The organism is Cellulomonas fimi ATCC 484 (assembly GCF_000212695.1).
Lineage (GTDB): Bacteria > Actinomycetota > Actinomycetes > Actinomycetales > Cellulomonadaceae > Cellulomonas > Cellulomonas fimi.
This window is the reverse complement of sequence record NC_015514.1, coordinates 2,157,587-2,173,652: the sequence shown is the minus strand read 5'-3', so window position 1 is coordinate 2,173,652 and position 16,066 is coordinate 2,157,587. Positions and strand designations below refer to the sequence as shown.

The following is a 16,066-nucleotide window of genomic DNA, read 5'->3' as shown; positions in this document are numbered from 1 at the left end:
CCGTCCTGCGTCGGACGCGCACGGCCGACCCCGGGACGACGACGGCGAGGCCCGCGCGGCGTGGCTACGCTGACGGGGTGTCCGCGCTGATCAACCCGAGCATCCTGTCCGCCGACTTCGCGAACCTCGAGCGTGACCTCGCCCGGATCGCGACCGCCGACTGGGCCCACGTCGACGTCATGGACAACCATTTCGTGCCCAACCTCACGATCGGCCTGCCGGTCGTGCGGCGCCTCGCGCAGGTGTCCCCGGTGCCGCTCGACGTGCACCTGATGATCGACGACGCCGACCGGTGGGCCCCCGCGTTCGCCGAGGCCGGCGCCGGGTCCGTGACGTTCCACGCGGAGGCGGCGCAGGCGCCCGTGCGGCTGGCGCGCGAGCTGCGGTCGGCCGGCGTGCGGGTCGGTGTCGCGCTGCGGCCCGCCACGCCCGTCGAGCCGTTCGTCGACCTGCTGGCCGAGATCGACATGGTGCTCGTCATGACGGTCGAGCCCGGCTTCGGCGGTCAGTCGTTCATCGAGGGCACGCTGCCCAAGGTCCGGCGCACGCGCGCGGCGATCGACGCGGCGGGCCTCGACACGTGGGTGCAGGTCGACGGGGGCGTCGCACGCGACACGATCGGGCGGATCGCCGCAGCCGGCGCGAACGTGTTCGTCGCCGGGTCCGCGGTGTACGGCGCGGACGACGTCGCGGGGGAGATCGAGGCGCTGCGCGCGCTCGCCGACGCGGCGTCCTGACCGGCCGCCCCCTCCTGCCCCCCGGGGCGAGCTCACTCCGGACCCACGAGAGCCGTCGCGGGTCCGCGCCGTCCGAGGCACCCGGTCGCGGCGACGGTCCCAGCCGATGAGACGGCCGGGGGCGCACGAGGGCGGGAATGCCGCGTGTGGCATGATCGTTGGCGCAGTACAGAACACGAACACGTGCTCCGGGGTCGGTGAAAGTCCGAGCCGGCGGTGACAGTCCGCGACCCGCACGGTCCTCACGGACCGGGCGGTTGACCTGGTGGAACTCCAGGACCGACGGTGAAAGTCCGGATGGGAGGAACACGTGGCGGGGCGTCGCCGTCGGCGCGTCCCGTGGCAGGGCGACGACTCCTGCGCACCCCCGGGGCACCGTAGCGCCCGGAGGTGGACTGATGACGAGCACCGTGCACGGCGTCCCGACGCCGACCGCGGCCGCGTCCGCCCGCGTCACGCCGCTCGAGGTCGCCGCGATGCGGCAGGCGATGCTGCTCGCGCGGCGCGGTCCCCGGCACGGCGCGAACCCGCGCGTCGGCTGCGTGCTGCTCACGCCCGACGGCAGCGTCGTGGGCGAGGGGTGGCACGCCGGTGCGGGCACCCCGCACGCCGAGGTCGCCGCGCTGCGGGACGCCGCCTCGCGCGGCCTGCCGACCGACGGCGCGACCGCCGTCGTGACGCTCGAGCCGTGCGACCACACCGGCCGCACCGGACCGTGCACGCAGGCGCTGCTCGCCGCGGGGGTCCGCCGTGTCGTCGTCAGCGTCCCCGACCCCAACCCCGTGGCCGCGGGGGGCGCCGAGCGGCTGCGCGCCGCGGGCGTCGACGTCGTCACCGACGTGCTCGCCCCGGACGGCCGGACCCTGCTCGGCACGTGGCTCGCGTCCGTCGAGCGCGGCCGCCCGTTCGTCACCCTCAAGCTCGCGACGTCCCTCGACGGGCGCGTCGCCGCAGCCGACGGCAGCAGCCGGTGGATCACCTCCGACGTCAGCCGGCACCACGCGCACGACCTGCGCGCCGAGGTCGACGCGATCGCCGTCGGGACCGGGACCGTGCTCGCCGACGACCCGAGCCTCACCGCCCGCAACGCGGCCGGGGAGCTGCACCGCGACCAGCCGCTGCGCGTCGTCGTGGGCCACCGCGACGTCCCCGCGGGCGCCCGGCTGCACGGACCCGGGGGAGAGGTCGTCCACGTCCGCTCGCACGACCCCGCCGACGTCCTGCGCGTGCTCGCCGAGCGTGAGGTCCGCCACCTGCTCGTCGAGGGCGGCCCCACGCTCGCCGCCGCGTTCCTGCGGGCCCGGCTCGTCGACGAGGTCCACGCCTACGTCGCGCCCGTCCTGCTCGGGGCCGGCCCGTCCGCCGTCGCCGACCTCGGCGTGACCGGCATCGACGGTGCGCTGCGCCTGACCATGCGCAGCGTCCTGCCGCTCGGCCCCGACGTCCTCGTCGTCGCCACCCCCGAGCCCCCCACCCCCGAGGCCACCACCCCCGAGCCCACCATCCCCGGGGACCCCGAAGCCCCGCACGACACCCGTCCGGACGACACCGTCCCCACCACGCACCCGGCCGACCAGGAGGCCTGAATGTTCACCGGCATCGTCGAGGAGATCGGCACCGTGCGCGCCGTCGAGGCAGGCACCGACGACGGCGGGACCCCCGCCGACGCCCGCCTCACCGTCCACGGACCGCTCGTCACGTCCGACGCACGCCTCGGCGACTCCATCGCCGTCAGCGGCGTCTGCCTGACCGTCACGGACCTGCCCGGCGACGGCACCTTCACCGCCGACGTCATGCCCGAGACCCTGCGCCGCACCGCGCTCGGCGACCTCACGACCGGCAGCACCGTCAACCTCGAGCGCGCCCTCGCCGTCGGCGGCCGGTACGGCGGCCACGTCGTCCAGGGCCACGTCGACGGCGTCGGCACCGTCCTGCGTCGCGACCCCGGACCCCGCTGGGACGACGTCGAGATCGCCCTGCCGCCCGAGCTCGCCCGGTACGTCGCCGAGAAGGGGTCGATCACCGTCTCCGGCGTCTCCCTCACCGTCACCCACGTGTCCGACGACGCGTTCGGCGTCTCCCTCATCCCCACCACGCTTGCCGCCACGACGCTCGGCACCCTCGCCGCCGGGGCGCACGTCAACCTCGAGGTCGACGTCCTCGCCAAGTACACCGAACGGCTGCTCACCGCCTCGGCGGTGGCCCGATGAGCGACGTGCGCCTCGGCACCGTCGAGGACGCCCTCGACGCCCTGCGCGCCGGCCGGCCCGTCCTCGTCGCCGACTCGCCCGACCGCGAGAACGAGGCCGACGTCATCCTCGCCGCCCAGTCCGCCACCCCCGAGTGGATCGCGTGGACCATCCGGCACTCCTCCGGGTACCTGTGCGCCCCCATGCCCGCCGCCCGCGCCGACGCCCTCGACCTGCCGCTCATGGTCCCGCACAGCCAGGACCCCCGCCGCACCGCGTACACCGTCACCGTCGACGCCGCCACCGGCGTCACCACCGGCATCTCCGCCGCCGACCGCGCCCGCACCCTGCGCGTCCTCGCGGACCCGGCCTCCGGCCACCAGGACCTCATCCGCCCCGGCCACGTCCTGCCCCTGCGCGCCGTCCCCGGCGGCGTCCTGCACCGCGCCGGGCACACCGAGGCCGCCGTCGACCTGTGCCGCCTCGCCGGCCTCGAACCCGTCGGCGCGATCGCCGAGCTCGTCGACGACGACGGCACGATGACCCGCCTGCCCGGCGCGTCCGCGCTCGCGGCCGCCGACGGCCTCGTGCTGCTCACCATCGAGGACATCGTCGCGTGGCGCACCGCGCACGACGACGTCGAGCCCGTCCCCACCGACGCCGGCACGCTCCGCGACCGCGTCCACGCCACCCACACCGCCTACCTGCCGACCCGGCACGGCGAGTTCCGCATCCACGGCTACCGCGACCTGCGCACCGGGGCCGAGCACGTCGCCCTCGTCCCCACCGCCGGCCTGTCCGCCACGCCCGTCGTCCGCGTGCACTCCGAGTGCCTCACCGGCGACGCGTTCGGCTCGGCCCGGTGCGACTGCGGCCCCCAGCTCGACGCGGCCCTCGAGCTCGCCGCCGAGCAGGGCGGCGTCGTCGTCTACCTGCGCGGCCACGAGGGCCGCGGGATCGGCCTGCTCGCCAAGGTCGCCGCCTACGCCCTGCAGGACGAGGGCCGCGACACCGTCGAGGCCAACCTCGACCTCGGCTGGCCCGCCGACCGCCGCGAGTACGGCGCCGCCGCCGCGATCCTCGCCGACCTCGGCGCGCACCGGGTGCGCCTGCTCACCAACAACCCCGCCAAGGTCGCCGGCCTGCGCGCGCACGGCATCGACGTCGCCGAGGTCCGCGGCCTCGAGGTCGGCCGCACGCCCCACAACGAGGCCTACCTGCGCACCAAGGCCACCTCGATGGGCCACCTGCTCCACCTCCCGCCCGGCACGCAGCGCGACGCGATCCCGGTCCGCCCGGTCCTCGCCGCACCCGCGTCCCCGGGCGCCGACACCACCGACCACGCGTTCGAGAGCCTGGAGGACCTGGCATGAGCGGTGCGGGAGCACCCACCCTGACCGTCGACGGCAGCGGCCTGCGCGTCACCGTCGTCGCCGCGAGCTGGCACACCGTCGTCATGGACGGCCTGCTCGCCGGAGCGCGCCGCGCGCTCGCGGACGCGCACGTGACCGACGTCCGCGTCGTGCGTGTCCCGGGCACGTTCGAGCTGCCGGTCGCGGCCGCCGCGGCCGCGCAGGCGGGCGCCGACGCGGTCGTGGCGCTGGGCGTCGTGATCCGCGGCGGGACGCCGCACTTCGAGTACGTCTGCCAGGGGGCGACCCTCGGCCTCACCGACGTCGCCGTCCGCACCGGGGTGCCCGTCGGGTTCGGTGTCCTCACCTGCGACGACGAGCAGCAGGCGCTCGACCGTGCCGGCCTGCCCGGCTCGCACGAGGACAAGGGCGCCGAGGCCGCCCAGGCGGCCGTCGCGACCGTCCTCGCGCTGCGGGAGCTGTGACGTGGGGCCCCTCGGCTGGCTGTTCGACGCGACCCTGACGGTCGCCGGGTACGACATCCTGTGGCGGGAGATCGTCGGCAACCTGTTCGGCCTGGCGTCCGCCGTGGGCGGGCTGCGCCGTCAGGTGTGGGCGTGGCCCGTCGGCATCGTCGGCAACGTCCTGCTGTTCACGGTGTTCCTCGGCGGCGTGTTCCACACCCCGCAGCAGACGGACCTGTACGGCCAGGCAGGTCGGCAGGTGTTCTTCGTCGCCGTGTCGGTCTACGGGTGGGTGCGCTGGCGGCAGTCCCAGCGGGCCGCGCTCGAGCACGGTGCGCCGGCCGACACCCCGGCTGTCGTACCCCGCTGGGCGGGTCCGCGCGGGTGGGCGCTCATCGGCACGGTCGCCGTGGTCGGGACGGTGGGCTTCGCCGCCCTGTTCTCGGCGCTCGGGTCGTGGGGGCCGTGGGCCGACGCGTGGATCTTCGTCGGCTCGCTGCTCGCGACCTACGGCATGGCGCGCGGGTGGATCGAGTTCTGGCTCATCTGGATCGCGGTGGACGTCGTCGGGGTGCCGCTCCTGCTGTCGGCCGGGTACTACCCGTCGGCCGTCCTGTACGTGGTGTACGCGGGTGTCGTGGTCTACGGCTTCACCGTCTGGTTCCGGGCGCGGGACGAGCAGCCGGCGGCCGCGGTGGGGGAGCGTCGCGAGGTCCCTGCCTGACCGTCGTCCTGTCGCGCGCGCCGGGCGAGGCCCGGCCCGCGGCGTCTGGTCACGCCGGGCGGCGCGCCCCCGTGGCGCTCAGAGCCCGAGACCGCTGACGACCGCGGGCGCCGACGAGCCCGGCGGGTGCGGGCGGGGGAGCGGGGCAGGTGAGCTGCCCCGCTCCGTTCGCCGTGCGGGGCGGCGTCGCCGGCCGGCCGGGCCCTCGAGCCCGGCGCTGGCCGCCGGAGCCGCCATCACCGTCGTCTCCGGCGAATGGGTAATAACAGGCCATCGCAGGATGGACCCCCTGAACGACCCGCACGCACATCACCCCGACACCCTCACCATCGCGACGGGGAGGCCCTGACCACAGGGGGTGGCCTGACAGGCGGACGCGCGACAGCCCATCCCGTGCGCCCGTCTAGGCTTGTCCGACGTGAAGACCTTCGACGTCCTGTTCGCCGAGCTCGCCGACAAGGCAGCCACGCGCCCCGCCGGTTCCCGCACGGTCACGGAGCTCGACGCCGGCGTCCACGCGATCGGCAAGAAGATCGTGGAGGAGGCCGCCGAGGTCTGGATGGCCGCCGAGCACGAGAGCGACGAGCGCACCGCCGAGGAGATCTCCCAGCTGCTGTACCACCTGCAGGTGCTCATGCTGGCCCGCGGGCTCACGCTCGACGACGTGTACGCCCACCTCTGAGCCCCGCCGCCTCCCGCTCCCACCCCCGATAGGACCCCCGTGCTGAGGATCGCCGTCCCCAACAAGGGCTCGTTGTCCGAGCCCGCCGCCGAGATGCTCCGTGAGGCCGGCTACCGCCAGCGTCGCGACAGCCGCGAGCTCGTGCTGCCCGACCCGGACAACGACGTCGAGTTCTTCTTCCTGCGCCCGCGCGACATCGCCGTGTACGTCGGGGCCGGCACGGTCGACGTCGGGATCACCGGCCGCGACCTGCTGCTCGACTCCGAGTCGCAGGCCGTGGAGCACCTGGCCCTCGGCTTCGGACGCTCGACGTTCCGCTGGGCCGCGCCGGTCGGCGAGATGAGCGACGTGTCCCACGTCGAGGGCCGCCGCGTCGCCACGTCCTACCCGGGCCTGGTCGCGGCGTACCTCGCGGAGCGCGGGGTGAGCGCGGCCGGCATCGTGCGGCTCGACGGCGCCGTGGAGACCGCGACGCGGCTCGGCGTCGCCGACGTCATCGCCGACGTGGTCGAGACCGGCACGACGCTCAAGGCCGCCGGCCTCGAGATCTTCGGGGACCCGATCCTGCGGTCGGAGGCCGTCCTCGTGCGCCGCACCGGCACCGACGAGCCCACGGGGCTCGACGTGCTGACGCGCCGCCTGCAGGGCGTGCTGACCGCCCGCGAGTACGTGCTCATCGACTACGACGTCCCGCTCGCGCTCGTCGAGCAGGCCGTCGCGGTGACGCCGGGCCTCGAGTCGCCGACCGTCTCGCCGCTGCACAACCGCGAGTGGGCCGCGGTGCGGGCCATGGTCCGGCGCAGCGAGACGAACCGCGTCATGGACGCCCTCTACGACCTCGGTGCGCGCGCGATCCTCGTGACGTCGATCCACGCGTGCCGCCTGTGACGGCTGCGGTGCCCGGCACCGTCGTCTTCCGGCCGCGGCTCGCGCGCGTCGTCACGCTCGTCCTCGCCGTGGCCGTGCTCGTGCTCACGGGGGTGATCGCGGCGGTCCTGCCCAACGCCGGCCCGCTCGACCGCGTCGGGTTCGCGACCGTCGGCCTGCTCATCGCGTGGTTCTGCTGGCGGCAGGCGACCGTGAGCGCGAAGGCCGACGACACCGGCGTGACGGTGCGCAACCTCATGCTCACGCGGCGCCTGGAGTGGTCGGAGATCGTGTCCGTGCGGTTCGGGCACGGGCGTCCCTGGGTGCAGCTCGACCTCGCGGACGGCGACACGCTGGCCGTCATGGGGATCCAGCGGGCCGACGGCGAACGGGCCGATGCCGAGGCGCGCCGGCTGGCGACGCTCGTCGCGCAGCACACCCGCACCGACCGGGACGACTGACTGGGACCACTGGCCGCGACGACTGACCGGGCGCGGCCCGGCGTCGCTCGGGGTCAGTCGGCCAGCAGGTCCACCGCGTGCACGCCCGCCGCGGCGGCCGCGAGGAACGCGGCCGGGTCGTCGTCGAGGCCGCGACCCATCGTCGACAGCCGCACGGGGCTGCCCGCGAGCGCGCTGAGGAGGTCGCCGCCGGCGTCGACGTCGACGAGGCGGTGCCGGCCGTGCGGGGCCGCGAGCGCGGCGACCTGGTGGCGGACGCGGCGGCCGAGGGCGTCGAGACCGCCGTCGGGATCGGGGTCGAAGACGGGCACGGGGACGTCGGCGGCCGCGAGCGCGACGCGCCCGTACGCGGTGAGGGAGTGGTGGGAGACGCCGAGGTGGCGTTCGCGGGCGTCGGCCCCGCTGACGCGCAGCGACGCGACGGGGCGCCCGGCGAGGACGGCGGCGGCGTTGACGGCCTCGCCCGCGGCGACGCCGGAGAAGCCCCAGCGGGTGCCGGTGCCGAGGTTGCCGGGTCCTTGGGCGACGACGACGAGGTCGGCGCCGACGACGTGGCGTGCGGCGAGCAGGCCGGTGTGCACGGTGACGGCTTCGTGGTCGCCGCCGAAGGCCTGCCCTGTGGTGATGCAGGCGTCGATCCAGCCGGCGTCGCGCAGGCCGGCGACGGCGCGGGAGAACCAGGCGGGCAGGGCGCCGCCGTCGGTCATGACGTAGGTGACGCGGGGGGCGGGTCGGCCGGCGCGGGCGGCGGCGTACCGGGCGCCGGCGACGACGGCGGGCAGGGCGGAGTGCAGGTCGGCGACGACGACGGGCAGGCCGTCGAGGTCGTCGGCGTCGCGCAGCGTCTCGTGGTGCGGGGACTCCTGGTCGTCGACGCCGAGGAGCATGGCCTGCAGGGGCGTGTAGCGGGCCTTGACGAGGTGCCCGGGGCCGGGCGCCGGGTCGGGCGGGAGGGTCCCGCCGGGGGCGGCGACGAGGGCGTACCCGCCGGTGCCGAGGCCGCGGGCGAGGGCGGAGACGTTGAGGAGCACGCGGTCGCCGACGGCGGGGGCGCCGACCAGGGCGGGGTAGGCGAGGGCGCGGACGGTGGCGGGAAGGGTGCCGTCGCCGGGGTCGTCGAGGTCGACGGTGAGCTCCTGGGCGCCGGGCCACCCGGTGCCGGTCCCGACGACGACACCCGAACGCCACGTGATCACGTGCTCACGCTACCGGGACGGCTACCGTGGTCCCCGATGCCCCCCGCGATCCCACCCGCCGAGCGCCTGCTCAACCTCGTCATCGCCCTCGTCAACACGTCCGGCCGCATGACCAAGGAGCAGGTGCGCACGAGCGTGGCCGGCTACCAGGACGCGCCGTCGGACGACGCGTTCGAGCGCATGTTCGAGCGCGACAAGGACACGCTGCGTGAGCTCGGCATCCCGGTGCTGACGGTGACGGACGCGGGGCACGGGGACGACATCGGGTACCGGATCGACGCGGACGCGTACGCGCTCGCGCCGCTCGACCTGACGGCGGCGGAGCTCGGCGTCCTGGCGATGGCGGCGCAGCTGTGGCAGGACCAGTCGCTGCGGACGGACACGTCGCGGGCGCTGACGAAGCTGCGCGCGGTGGGGGCGGCCCCGGAGGCGACGGACCTGGTGGCGGGGCTCGCGCCGCGGGTGCGGTCGGGCGGCGGTGCGATCGGTCCGTTGCTCGACGCGATCCAGGCCCGCCAGGCGGTGCGGTTCGTGTACCGCGCGGCGAACACGGGCGAGGTCCGCGAGCGCACGGTCGAGCCGTGGAAGCTGCTGGCGCGTCGCGGCGGGTGGCTGCTGGTCGGGCGGGACCGTGGCCGTGACGCGCAGCGCTCGTACCGGCTGAGCCGGATCGAGGGTGCGGTGCGGACGGTGGGGGAGCCGGGGGCGTTCTCGCCGCCGTCGGCTCAGGAGCTCGCGTCGCCGCTGCTGCCGTGGGACGAGCGGCCGGAGCAGGTGGCGACGCTGGCGGTGCTGCCGGGGCGGGCGAGCGCGACGCGTGCGCGGGCGGTGGAGGCTCCTGCGGGGGCTCCGGACGTCGCCGGTGACCCGTCGCTGGCGCCGCTGCTGGCGCACCGGGACGTGGTGCACGTGCCGTTCCGGCTGGACTGGGAGCTCGCGGAGGAGCTCGTGGCGTACGGGGACGCGGTGCTGGTGCTGGACCCGCCGGAGGTGCGGCGGGCGGTGCTGCACCTGCTGCGGACCGCGGCGACGCTCGACGAGCGCACGGGAGGTGGCCGTGGCTGAGCGGGCGAGCGACCGTCTGGTGCGGATGCTCGGCATGATCGCCTACCTGGACCGCCACGCCGGGGTCCCGGTGGAGGAGATCGCGGAGCAGTTCGGGGTGTCCGCGGCGCAGGTGCTGCAGGACATCGACACGTTGTGGGTGACGGGGACGCCGGGGTACTTCCCGCACGACCTGATCGACTTCGACGCGGCGTCGTACGAGCAGGGCGTGGTGCGGCTGACGGAGTCGCGGGGCATGACGCGTCCGCTGCGGCTGGGCACGCGGGAGGCGGTGGCGCTGCTCGCGGCGCTGCGGGCGCTGGACGCGGCGCTGCGGCCGGCGCTCGACGAGGAGCGTGCGCTGGTGCTGTCGTCGGCCCTCGCGAAGCTCACGGCGGCGACGGGGGACGCGGCGGCGGCGCTGGACGTGCGGCTGGGGCTGGACGCGTCGCCGGACGTCGCGAGCGCGCTGGCGACGGCGCTGCGCACGGGTCGACGGCTGCACCTGCGGTACGTGGACGCGGCGGACGTGGCGACCGAGCGGGACGTGGACCCGTTGCGGCTGGTCACGGACGACGAGCGCTCGTACCTGCTCGCGTGGTGCCACCTGGTCGACGGCGAGCGCCTGTTCCGGGTGGACCGGGTGCTGGGGGCGCGGGTGCTGGACGTCCCGGTGGCGGACCACACGGTCGCGCCGGACGCGGGCGAGTTCCAGCCGGGGCCGGAGGGCGAGCTGGTGACGCTGCACCTGCGAAGCCAGGCGCGCTGGGTCGCGGAGAGCACCCCGGTCGAGGAGGTGCGCAACCTCGAGGACGGGTCGTTCGAGGTGGACCTGCGGGTCGTGCGACCGGCGTGGGTGCGGCACCTGCTGCTGCAGGTCGCGGACGACGTGCTCGACGTGCGTCCTGCACGGGTCGCGGCGGAGGTCGCGACGGCGGCGCGGGTCGCGCTCGAGGCGTACGGGCCGTTGGCGGGGGAGGACTGATGCTCTGGTTCGCCGTGTGGACGGTCATCGTGCTGGGCACGCTCGCCGGCGCGTTCGTCGTGGCGCGGCGGCTGTGGCGCAGCGGCCTGGCGTTCGTGCGTCAGCTCGCGACGGCGGCCGAGATGACGGGGCTCCTGGCGCAGCGGGTCGAGGAGCTGCGGGCCCTGGCGGCGCAGAGCGCCGTGCCGACGGGCCCGACGTTGTTCGCGGACCGGGGACCGCTGCGGGAGCGTCGCGACGCCCTGCGGGAGGAGCGGGACGCACGCCGCGCGGAGCGTGCCCTGCGGCACCGCGCGACGCGGCTGTCGTGGCGGGCGTACTGGCGCTGACGAGCGCCCGGCGAGGGTGCCGGGAACGTGCGGCGAATCGGACGCGCGGGGTTAGGATGCGCGGGACTTCGGCAACTGAGCGAGAGGCAGCCCTGTGTTCCGGAACGTGAGCGCCTGGCACATCATCGTCCTGGTGGTGGTCGTCCTGCTGCTGTTCGGGGCGAACCGCCTCCCCGGCCTCGCGAAGAGCGTCGGCCAGTCGCTGAAGATCTTCAAGTCCGAGGTGAAGGACCTGCGCGACGACAGTGACGCGCCGCCTGCGAAGAACGGTGCCACGACAGCGGAGCGTCGTCCCGACGACCCCACCGAGGGCACCACGCCCCCGAAGGTCTGACCCCGCGTGAGCACCACCCGCCGCGGGCGCGACACCGGCGGCAGGATGCCGCTGCGGGCGCACCTGCTCGAGCTGCGCAAGCGCCTGTTCCTCGCGTCGATCGGCGTGGTCGTGGGCGCGGTCGTCGCCTGGGTGTTCTACGACCAGGTGTTCGCCGCGATCCAGCGCCCGCTCGAGATGGCGTCCCGCACCCGGGACGACCTGGTGACGCTGAACTTCGCGGGCGTCGCCGCACCGTTCGACATGCAGGTCAAGGTCGCCCTGTTCCTCGGCGTGATCGTGTCCAGCCCGTGGTGGCTGTACCAGCTGTGGGCGTTCATCACCCCGGGCCTGACCCGCCGCGAGCGCGGGTACGCCTTCGGGTTCCTCGGGGCGGCGGTGCCGCTGTTCCTGGGCGGCGCGGTGCTCGCGTGGTGGGTGCTCCCGCACGCGGTCCAGCTGCTCATCGAGTTCACGCCGGCGGGGGCGACGAACCTCGTGGACGCGCAGACCTACCTCGGGTTCGTCATGCGGGTCATGCTCGTGTTCGGCATCGCGTTCCTGCTGCCCGTCGTCATGGTCGCGCTGAACTTCGCGGGCCTGGGCACGGCGGCGACGTGGCGCAAGGGCTGGCGGTGGGCGGTGATGATCGCGTTCACGTTCGCCGCGGTCGCCACGCCGACGCCCGATGCGATCACGATGATCGCCGTGGCGATCCCGATCTGCCTGCTGTACGCGGGCGCGCTCGGCGTGTGCGTGCTGCACGACCGGCGCGTCGACCGCCGGCGCGTCGCGGAGGGACTGCCGCGGCTGGACGGCACGTTCCCCGACGAGGCGCCGACCGACGCGGGGACGACGACCGCGTGAGGCACGTCGGGGTCGTCGTGAACCCCACCGCCGGGCGGGGTCGCGGCGCGCGTGTCGGGCGCCGGGTGCACGAGCTGCTGACCGCGCGCGGCACGAAGGTCGAGGACCTGTCCGCCCCGACGCTCGCGCAGGCGACGGACCGGGCGCGTGCCGCCGCGGTACGGGGTCTCGACGCCCTGGTCGTCGTCGGCGGTGACGGGATCGTCCACCTCGGGGTGAACGTCGTCGCCGGCACGGGGCTGCCGCTGGGCGTCGTCGCCGCCGGCACGGGCAACGACATGGCGCGGGCGCTGGGCCTGCCGCGCGGGGACGTCGACGCCGCGGTGGCGGTCGTCGAGCGTGCTCTGCACGACGGGCCGCGACGGGTGGACGCGGTCCGCGTCGGCACCCCCGAGCACTCCGCGCACGAGTGGTACCTGGGCGTGCTGTCCTGCGGGATCGACGCGGCGGTCAACGCCCGGGCGAACCGGCTCACGTGGCCGGGCGGCTCGGCCCGGTACGTGCGGGCGCTGGCCGCCGAGCTCGCCGGCTTCCGGCCCTACGGGTACCGGGTGACGCTCGACGACCGCACGTGGGAGTCGCCCGGCACGCTCGTCGCCATCGCGAACGCTCCCTGGTTCGGCGGGGGGCTGCAGATCGCGCCCGACGCGCGCATGGACGACGGCCTGCTCGACGTGGTGGTCGCGGGCCCGCTGTCCCGCCGGGCCGTGACCGGGATCTTCCCCGGGATCTACCGCGGTCGGCACGTGCACCATCCGGCGGTGCAGGTGCTGCGCGCCCGGTCGGTGCTCGTCGAGCCCGTCGCCGCGCACGGGGCCGTCCCGCCCGCGGCGTTCGCGGACGGTGAGCGGGTCGGCCCGCTCCCGCTGCGCGTGCAGGTCGACCCGGGCGCGCTGGCCGTCCTCGCGTGACGCGCCGTGCGGGCGGTCCGGCGTCCGCGAGCGCGCGTGCCTAGGGTGAGCGTGTGCCCTCCCGCAGACGTCGTCCGTCCCCCGAACGTCCCGCCGTGGCGGTGACGGAGCCGTCGCCCGCCGAGCGGTACGCGGCCGCGAGGCGGCGCGCCGAGGTCGAGCGCGGGGAGCTCGCGCAGTTCCGGGAGCTGCTCGCGTTCCCGCTCGACGACTTCCAGGCGGACGCGTGCGCGGCCCTGGAGCGGGGCAGCGGCGTGCTGGTCGCGGCCCCCACGGGCGCGGGCAAGACCGTGGTGGGGGAGTTCGCGGTGCACCTCGCGCTGTCCGCGGGCCGCAAGGCGTTCTACACGACGCCCATCAAGGCGCTGTCGAACCAGAAGTACGCGGACCTGGTGCGCCGCTACGGCCCGGACCGTGTGGGGCTGCTGACGGGCGACACGACGATCAACGGCGACGCGCCCGTCGTGGTGATGACGACCGAGGTCCTGCGCAACATGCTCTACGCGGGGTCGCCGACGCTGCTCGGGCTCGGGTTCGTCGTGATGGACGAGGTGCACTACCTCGCCGACCGGTTCCGCGGTCCGGTGTGGGAGGAGGTCATCATCCACCTCCCTGACGACGTGCAGCTCGTGTCGTTGTCCGCGACGGTGTCGAACGCGGAGGAGTTCGGCGACTGGCTCGCGACGGTCCGCGGCGACACGGCGGTCGTCGTCAGCGAGCACCGGCCGGTCCCCCTGGGGCAGCACGTGCTGGTGCGTGGCGACCTGCTCGACCTGTACGCGGGTCACGTCGACCCGACGGATCCGGGTGTCGACCCGCCGATCAACCCGGACCTCGTGCAGCTGCTGCGCCGCACGGACGGCCCGCCGGTGCGCCGCGGACCGGGCGACCGCGGCTACCGGGGGCGTGGTGGTCACCGGCCCGGCAGCGGCGTGGGGCGCCCGACGCCCCGGTTCGCGGTGGTCGACGCGCTCGACCGCGACGGGCTGCTGCCCGCGATCGTGTTCATCTTCTCCCGCGCGGGGTGCGAGGGTGCCGTCCAGCAGTGCCTCGCGGCGGGTGTGCGGCTCACGGACCCCGCCGAGCAGGCGACGATCCGCCGCGTCGTGGAGGAGCGGTGCGCTGCCGTCCCGCCGGAGGACCTCGACGTCCTCGGCTACTGGGACCTGCTCGAGGCGCTCACCCGCGGCGTCGCGGCCCACCACGCCGGCATGCTGCCGCTGTTCAAGGAGACCGTGGAGGACCTGTTCTCCCGCGGCCTCGTGAAGGTCGTGTTCGCGACCGAGACCCTGGCCCTGGGCATCAACATGCCCGCGCGGTCCGTCGTGCTGGAGAAGCTCGTCAAGTGGGACGGGTCGAACCACGTCGACGTGACACCGGGGGAGTACACCCAGCTCACCGGCCGGGCCGGCCGGCGCGGCATCGACACCGAGGGGCACGCCGTCGTCGTCGCGCACCCCGGCCTGGACCCCGTGCAGCTCGCCGGGCTCGCGTCCAAGCGCCTGTACCCGCTGCGGTCCAGCTTCCGCCCGACGTACAACATGTCCGTCAACCTCGTGGCCCAGGTGGGCCGCGCCCGCGCCCGTGAGGTGCTCGAGACGTCGTTCGCGCAGTTCCAGGCGGACCGCGGGGTCGTCGGGCTGGCACGCCAGGCCCAGTCGCACGCCGAGGCGCTCGAGGGGTACGCCGAGGCGATGCGCTGCCATCTCGGGGACTTCGGCGAGTACGCCCGGATCCGCCGCGACATCACCCGGCTCGAGCGCGAGCAGTCCCGGGCCGCGGCCGGCGCCCGGCGCGCCGAGGCGGCCCGCTCCCTGGAGGGGCTGCGCGTCGGGGACGTGCTCGAGCTGCCCGTGGGGCGCCGCTCCGGGCACGCGGTCGTGGTCGACCCGGGGGGAGCGGGCGGGTTCGACGGCCCCCGCCCGACGGTCCTGACGACCGACCGTCAGGTGCGCCGGCTCACGGTCGCCGACGTCGGCCCCGGTGCGCGCACCGTCGGGTACCTGCGCGTCCCGAAGGGGTTCAACGTCCGCGTCCCCGCGGCACGGCGTGAGCTCGCCGCCGCTCTGCGCTCGTCCGTCGACGGGGCAGGCGCCGACGACGGCGGGCCCCGCCGCGACGGGCGACGCGGACGCGCGGGCGGACGTCCGACGGCCGCGCAGGACGACGCGCAGATCGCCGCTCTGCGCCGGCGTCTGCGCGCGCACCCGTGCCACGCGTGCCCCGACCGCGACGAGCACGCCCGCTGGGCGGAGCGGTGGGAGCGGCTGCGCGGCGAGCACGACGCGCTGGTCCGCCGCATCGAGGGACGCACCGGGTCGATCGCGGTGGTGTTCGACCGCATCTGCGACGTGCTCGCACGGCTCGGGTACGTCGCCCGCACCGACGACGGCCTGGCCGTGACCGACGACGGCCAGTGGCTGCGCCGCCTGTACGCGGAGAACGACCTGCTGCTCGCTGAGTGCCTGCGCCGCGGCCTGTGGGACGAGCTGGACCCGCCGCAGCTCGCCGCCGCCGTGTCCACGCTCGTGTACCGCTCGCGCCGCGAGGACCAGGGCGAGCCGCGCGTCCCCGGGGGACCCGCGAGCCGGCTCGGTGTCGCGCTCGACGCGACGGTCCGCGCCTGGTCCGAGCTGGAGGACCTCGAGGCGGCGAACCGCCTGGAGACGACCGTCCCGCTCGACCTCGGCCTGGTCGAGGCGGTGCACCGGTGGTCCGCGGGCCGCAGCCTCGACGCCGTGCTGCGCGGCGCGGAGCTGTCCGCAGGCGACTTCGTCCGGTGGTGCAAGCAGGTGATCGACGTGCTCGACCAGGTCGCCAAGGCCGCCCCGCACGAACGCACGCGCACCACCGCGGCCCGCGCCGTGGACTCCCTGCGGCGGGGCGTGGTCGCCTACTCGTCGGTGTGACGCCCGCCGCCTCGTGCGCAGCGCGACCGTTTCGCC

At 75.6% G+C, this 16,066-nt stretch carries 17 protein-coding genes and 1 riboswitch; of the genes, 16 read left to right on the top strand and 1 reads right to left on the bottom strand.

Going from position 1 to position 16,066, the window contains the following annotated elements; all coding sequences use genetic code 11:
* The first annotated feature begins 77 nt into the window (after positions 1-77).
* The 9 genes from rpe to CELF_RS09895 all read left to right on the top strand — a co-directional run bounded on the left by rpe (position 78) and on the right by CELF_RS09895 (position 7,476).
* Entirely contained in the window at positions 78-737 is a 660-nt protein-coding gene (rpe, locus tag CELF_RS09935) for a ribulose-phosphate 3-epimerase (protein WP_013771122.1), read from the top strand.
* Positions 738-917: 180 nt separating this feature from the next.
* Positions 918-1,050, top strand: a riboswitch (FMN riboswitch).
* A gap of 85 nt (positions 1,051-1,135) precedes the next feature.
* Entirely contained in the window at positions 1,136-2,323 is a 1,188-nt protein-coding gene (gene ribD / locus CELF_RS09930) for a bifunctional diaminohydroxyphosphoribosylaminopyrimidine deaminase/5-amino-6-(5-phosphoribosylamino)uracil reductase RibD (RefSeq protein WP_013771121.1), read from the top strand.
* On the top strand, positions 2,324-2,947 hold the full coding sequence (locus tag CELF_RS09925) for a riboflavin synthase (RefSeq protein ID WP_013771120.1): 624 nt from the start codon (positions 2,324-2,326) through the stop codon (positions 2,945-2,947).
* Positions 2,944-4,299 carry a bifunctional 3,4-dihydroxy-2-butanone-4-phosphate synthase/GTP cyclohydrolase II gene (locus CELF_RS09920; protein ID WP_013771119.1) on the top strand — a complete coding sequence of 452 codons (1,356 nt, stop codon included), beginning with the start codon at positions 2,944-2,946 and terminating at the stop codon, positions 4,297-4,299. The genes CELF_RS09925 and CELF_RS09920 overlap by 4 nt, the downstream gene beginning before the upstream one ends.
* The gene (gene ribH / locus CELF_RS09915) at positions 4,296-4,763 is read left to right on the top strand and encodes a 6,7-dimethyl-8-ribityllumazine synthase (RefSeq protein WP_013771118.1); all 468 of its coding nucleotides are present in this window, start codon (positions 4,296-4,298) and stop codon (positions 4,761-4,763) included. Before CELF_RS09920 ends, ribH begins: the two co-directional genes overlap by 4 nt.
* A 1-nt stretch (position 4,764) precedes the next feature.
* Complete coding sequence (gene pnuC / locus CELF_RS09910) at positions 4,765-5,466, top strand: nicotinamide riboside transporter PnuC (RefSeq protein ID WP_013771117.1); 702 nt, start codon at positions 4,765-4,767, stop codon at positions 5,464-5,466.
* Between the two features lie 418 nt (positions 5,467-5,884).
* Positions 5,885-6,148 carry a phosphoribosyl-ATP diphosphatase gene (locus CELF_RS09905; protein ID WP_013771116.1) on the top strand — a complete coding sequence of 88 codons (264 nt, stop codon included), beginning with the start codon at positions 5,885-5,887 and terminating at the stop codon, positions 6,146-6,148.
* Between the two features lie 39 nt (positions 6,149-6,187).
* Positions 6,188-7,036, top strand: coding sequence for an ATP phosphoribosyltransferase (gene hisG, locus CELF_RS09900; RefSeq protein ID WP_013771115.1), 849 nt, complete (start codon positions 6,188-6,190; stop codon positions 7,034-7,036).
* On the top strand, positions 7,024-7,476 hold the full coding sequence (locus tag CELF_RS09895; protein WP_232014219.1) for a PH domain-containing protein: 453 nt from the start codon (positions 7,024-7,026) through the stop codon (positions 7,474-7,476). The genes hisG and CELF_RS09895 overlap by 13 nt, the downstream gene beginning before the upstream one ends.
* Before the next feature lie 53 nt (positions 7,477-7,529).
* On the opposite strand, the gene CELF_RS09890 is transcribed toward CELF_RS09895, so the two are convergent.
* Positions 7,530-8,672 carry a DUF3866 family protein gene (locus CELF_RS09890; protein ID WP_013771113.1) on the bottom strand — a complete coding sequence of 381 codons (1,143 nt, stop codon included), beginning with the start codon at positions 8,670-8,672 and terminating at the stop codon, positions 7,530-7,532.
* Positions 8,673-8,708: 36 nt separating this feature from the next.
* Here CELF_RS09890 and CELF_RS09885 point away from each other — a divergent pair, with 36 nt between their 5' ends.
* The 7 genes from CELF_RS09885 to CELF_RS09855 all read left to right on the top strand — a co-directional run bounded on the left by CELF_RS09885 (position 8,709) and on the right by CELF_RS09855 (position 16,030).
* Entirely contained in the window at positions 8,709-9,737 is a 1,029-nt protein-coding gene (locus CELF_RS09885; protein WP_013771112.1) for a helix-turn-helix transcriptional regulator, read from the top strand.
* Entirely contained in the window at positions 9,730-10,701 is a 972-nt protein-coding gene (locus CELF_RS09880) for a helix-turn-helix transcriptional regulator (protein WP_013771111.1), read from the top strand. Before CELF_RS09885 ends, CELF_RS09880 begins: the two co-directional genes overlap by 8 nt.
* Positions 10,701-11,030, top strand: a complete 330-nt coding sequence (locus tag CELF_RS09875; protein ID WP_013771110.1) for a hypothetical protein — start codon at positions 10,701-10,703, stop codon at positions 11,028-11,030. The genes CELF_RS09880 and CELF_RS09875 overlap by 1 nt, the downstream gene beginning before the upstream one ends.
* 94 nt (positions 11,031-11,124) lie before the next feature.
* Positions 11,125-11,364, top strand: a complete 240-nt coding sequence (tatA, locus tag CELF_RS09870) for a Sec-independent protein translocase subunit TatA (RefSeq protein WP_013771109.1) — start codon at positions 11,125-11,127, stop codon at positions 11,362-11,364.
* A gap of 45 nt (positions 11,365-11,409) precedes the next feature.
* Entirely contained in the window at positions 11,410-12,210 is an 801-nt protein-coding gene (gene tatC, locus CELF_RS09865) for a twin-arginine translocase subunit TatC (protein WP_013771108.1), read from the top strand.
* A complete protein-coding gene (locus CELF_RS09860; RefSeq protein WP_013771107.1) occupies positions 12,207-13,121 on the top strand; it encodes a diacylglycerol/lipid kinase family protein in 915 nt (304 codons plus the stop codon). The genes tatC and CELF_RS09860 overlap by 4 nt, the downstream gene beginning before the upstream one ends.
* A 95-nt stretch (positions 13,122-13,216) precedes the next feature.
* On the top strand, positions 13,217-16,030 hold the full coding sequence (locus CELF_RS09855; RefSeq protein WP_013771106.1) for a DEAD/DEAH box helicase: 2,814 nt from the start codon (positions 13,217-13,219) through the stop codon (positions 16,028-16,030).
* Positions 16,031-16,066 lie beyond the last annotated feature (36 nt).

Excerpts from the sequence above, each read along its gene's own strand:
- CELF_RS09875 (WP_013771110.1), top strand. The coding sequence starts at position 10,701 with ATGCTCTGGTTCGCCGTGTGGACGGTCATCGTGCTGGGCACGCTCGCC.
- CELF_RS09885 (WP_013771112.1), top strand. The coding sequence starts at position 8,709 with ATGCCCCCCGCGATCCCACCCGCCGAGCGCCTGCTCAACCTCGTCATC.
- tatC (WP_013771108.1), top strand. The coding sequence starts at position 11,410 with ATGCCGCTGCGGGCGCACCTGCTCGAGCTGCGCAAGCGCCTGTTCCTC.
- CELF_RS09925 (WP_013771120.1), top strand. The coding sequence starts at position 2,324 with ATGTTCACCGGCATCGTCGAGGAGATCGGCACCGTGCGCGCCGTCGAG.
- ribH (WP_013771118.1), top strand. The coding sequence starts at position 4,296 with ATGAGCGGTGCGGGAGCACCCACCCTGACCGTCGACGGCAGCGGCCTG.
- CELF_RS09920 (WP_013771119.1), top strand. The coding sequence starts at position 2,944 with ATGAGCGACGTGCGCCTCGGCACCGTCGAGGACGCCCTCGACGCCCTG.
- ribD (WP_013771121.1), top strand. The coding sequence starts at position 1,136 with ATGACGAGCACCGTGCACGGCGTCCCGACGCCGACCGCGGCCGCGTCC.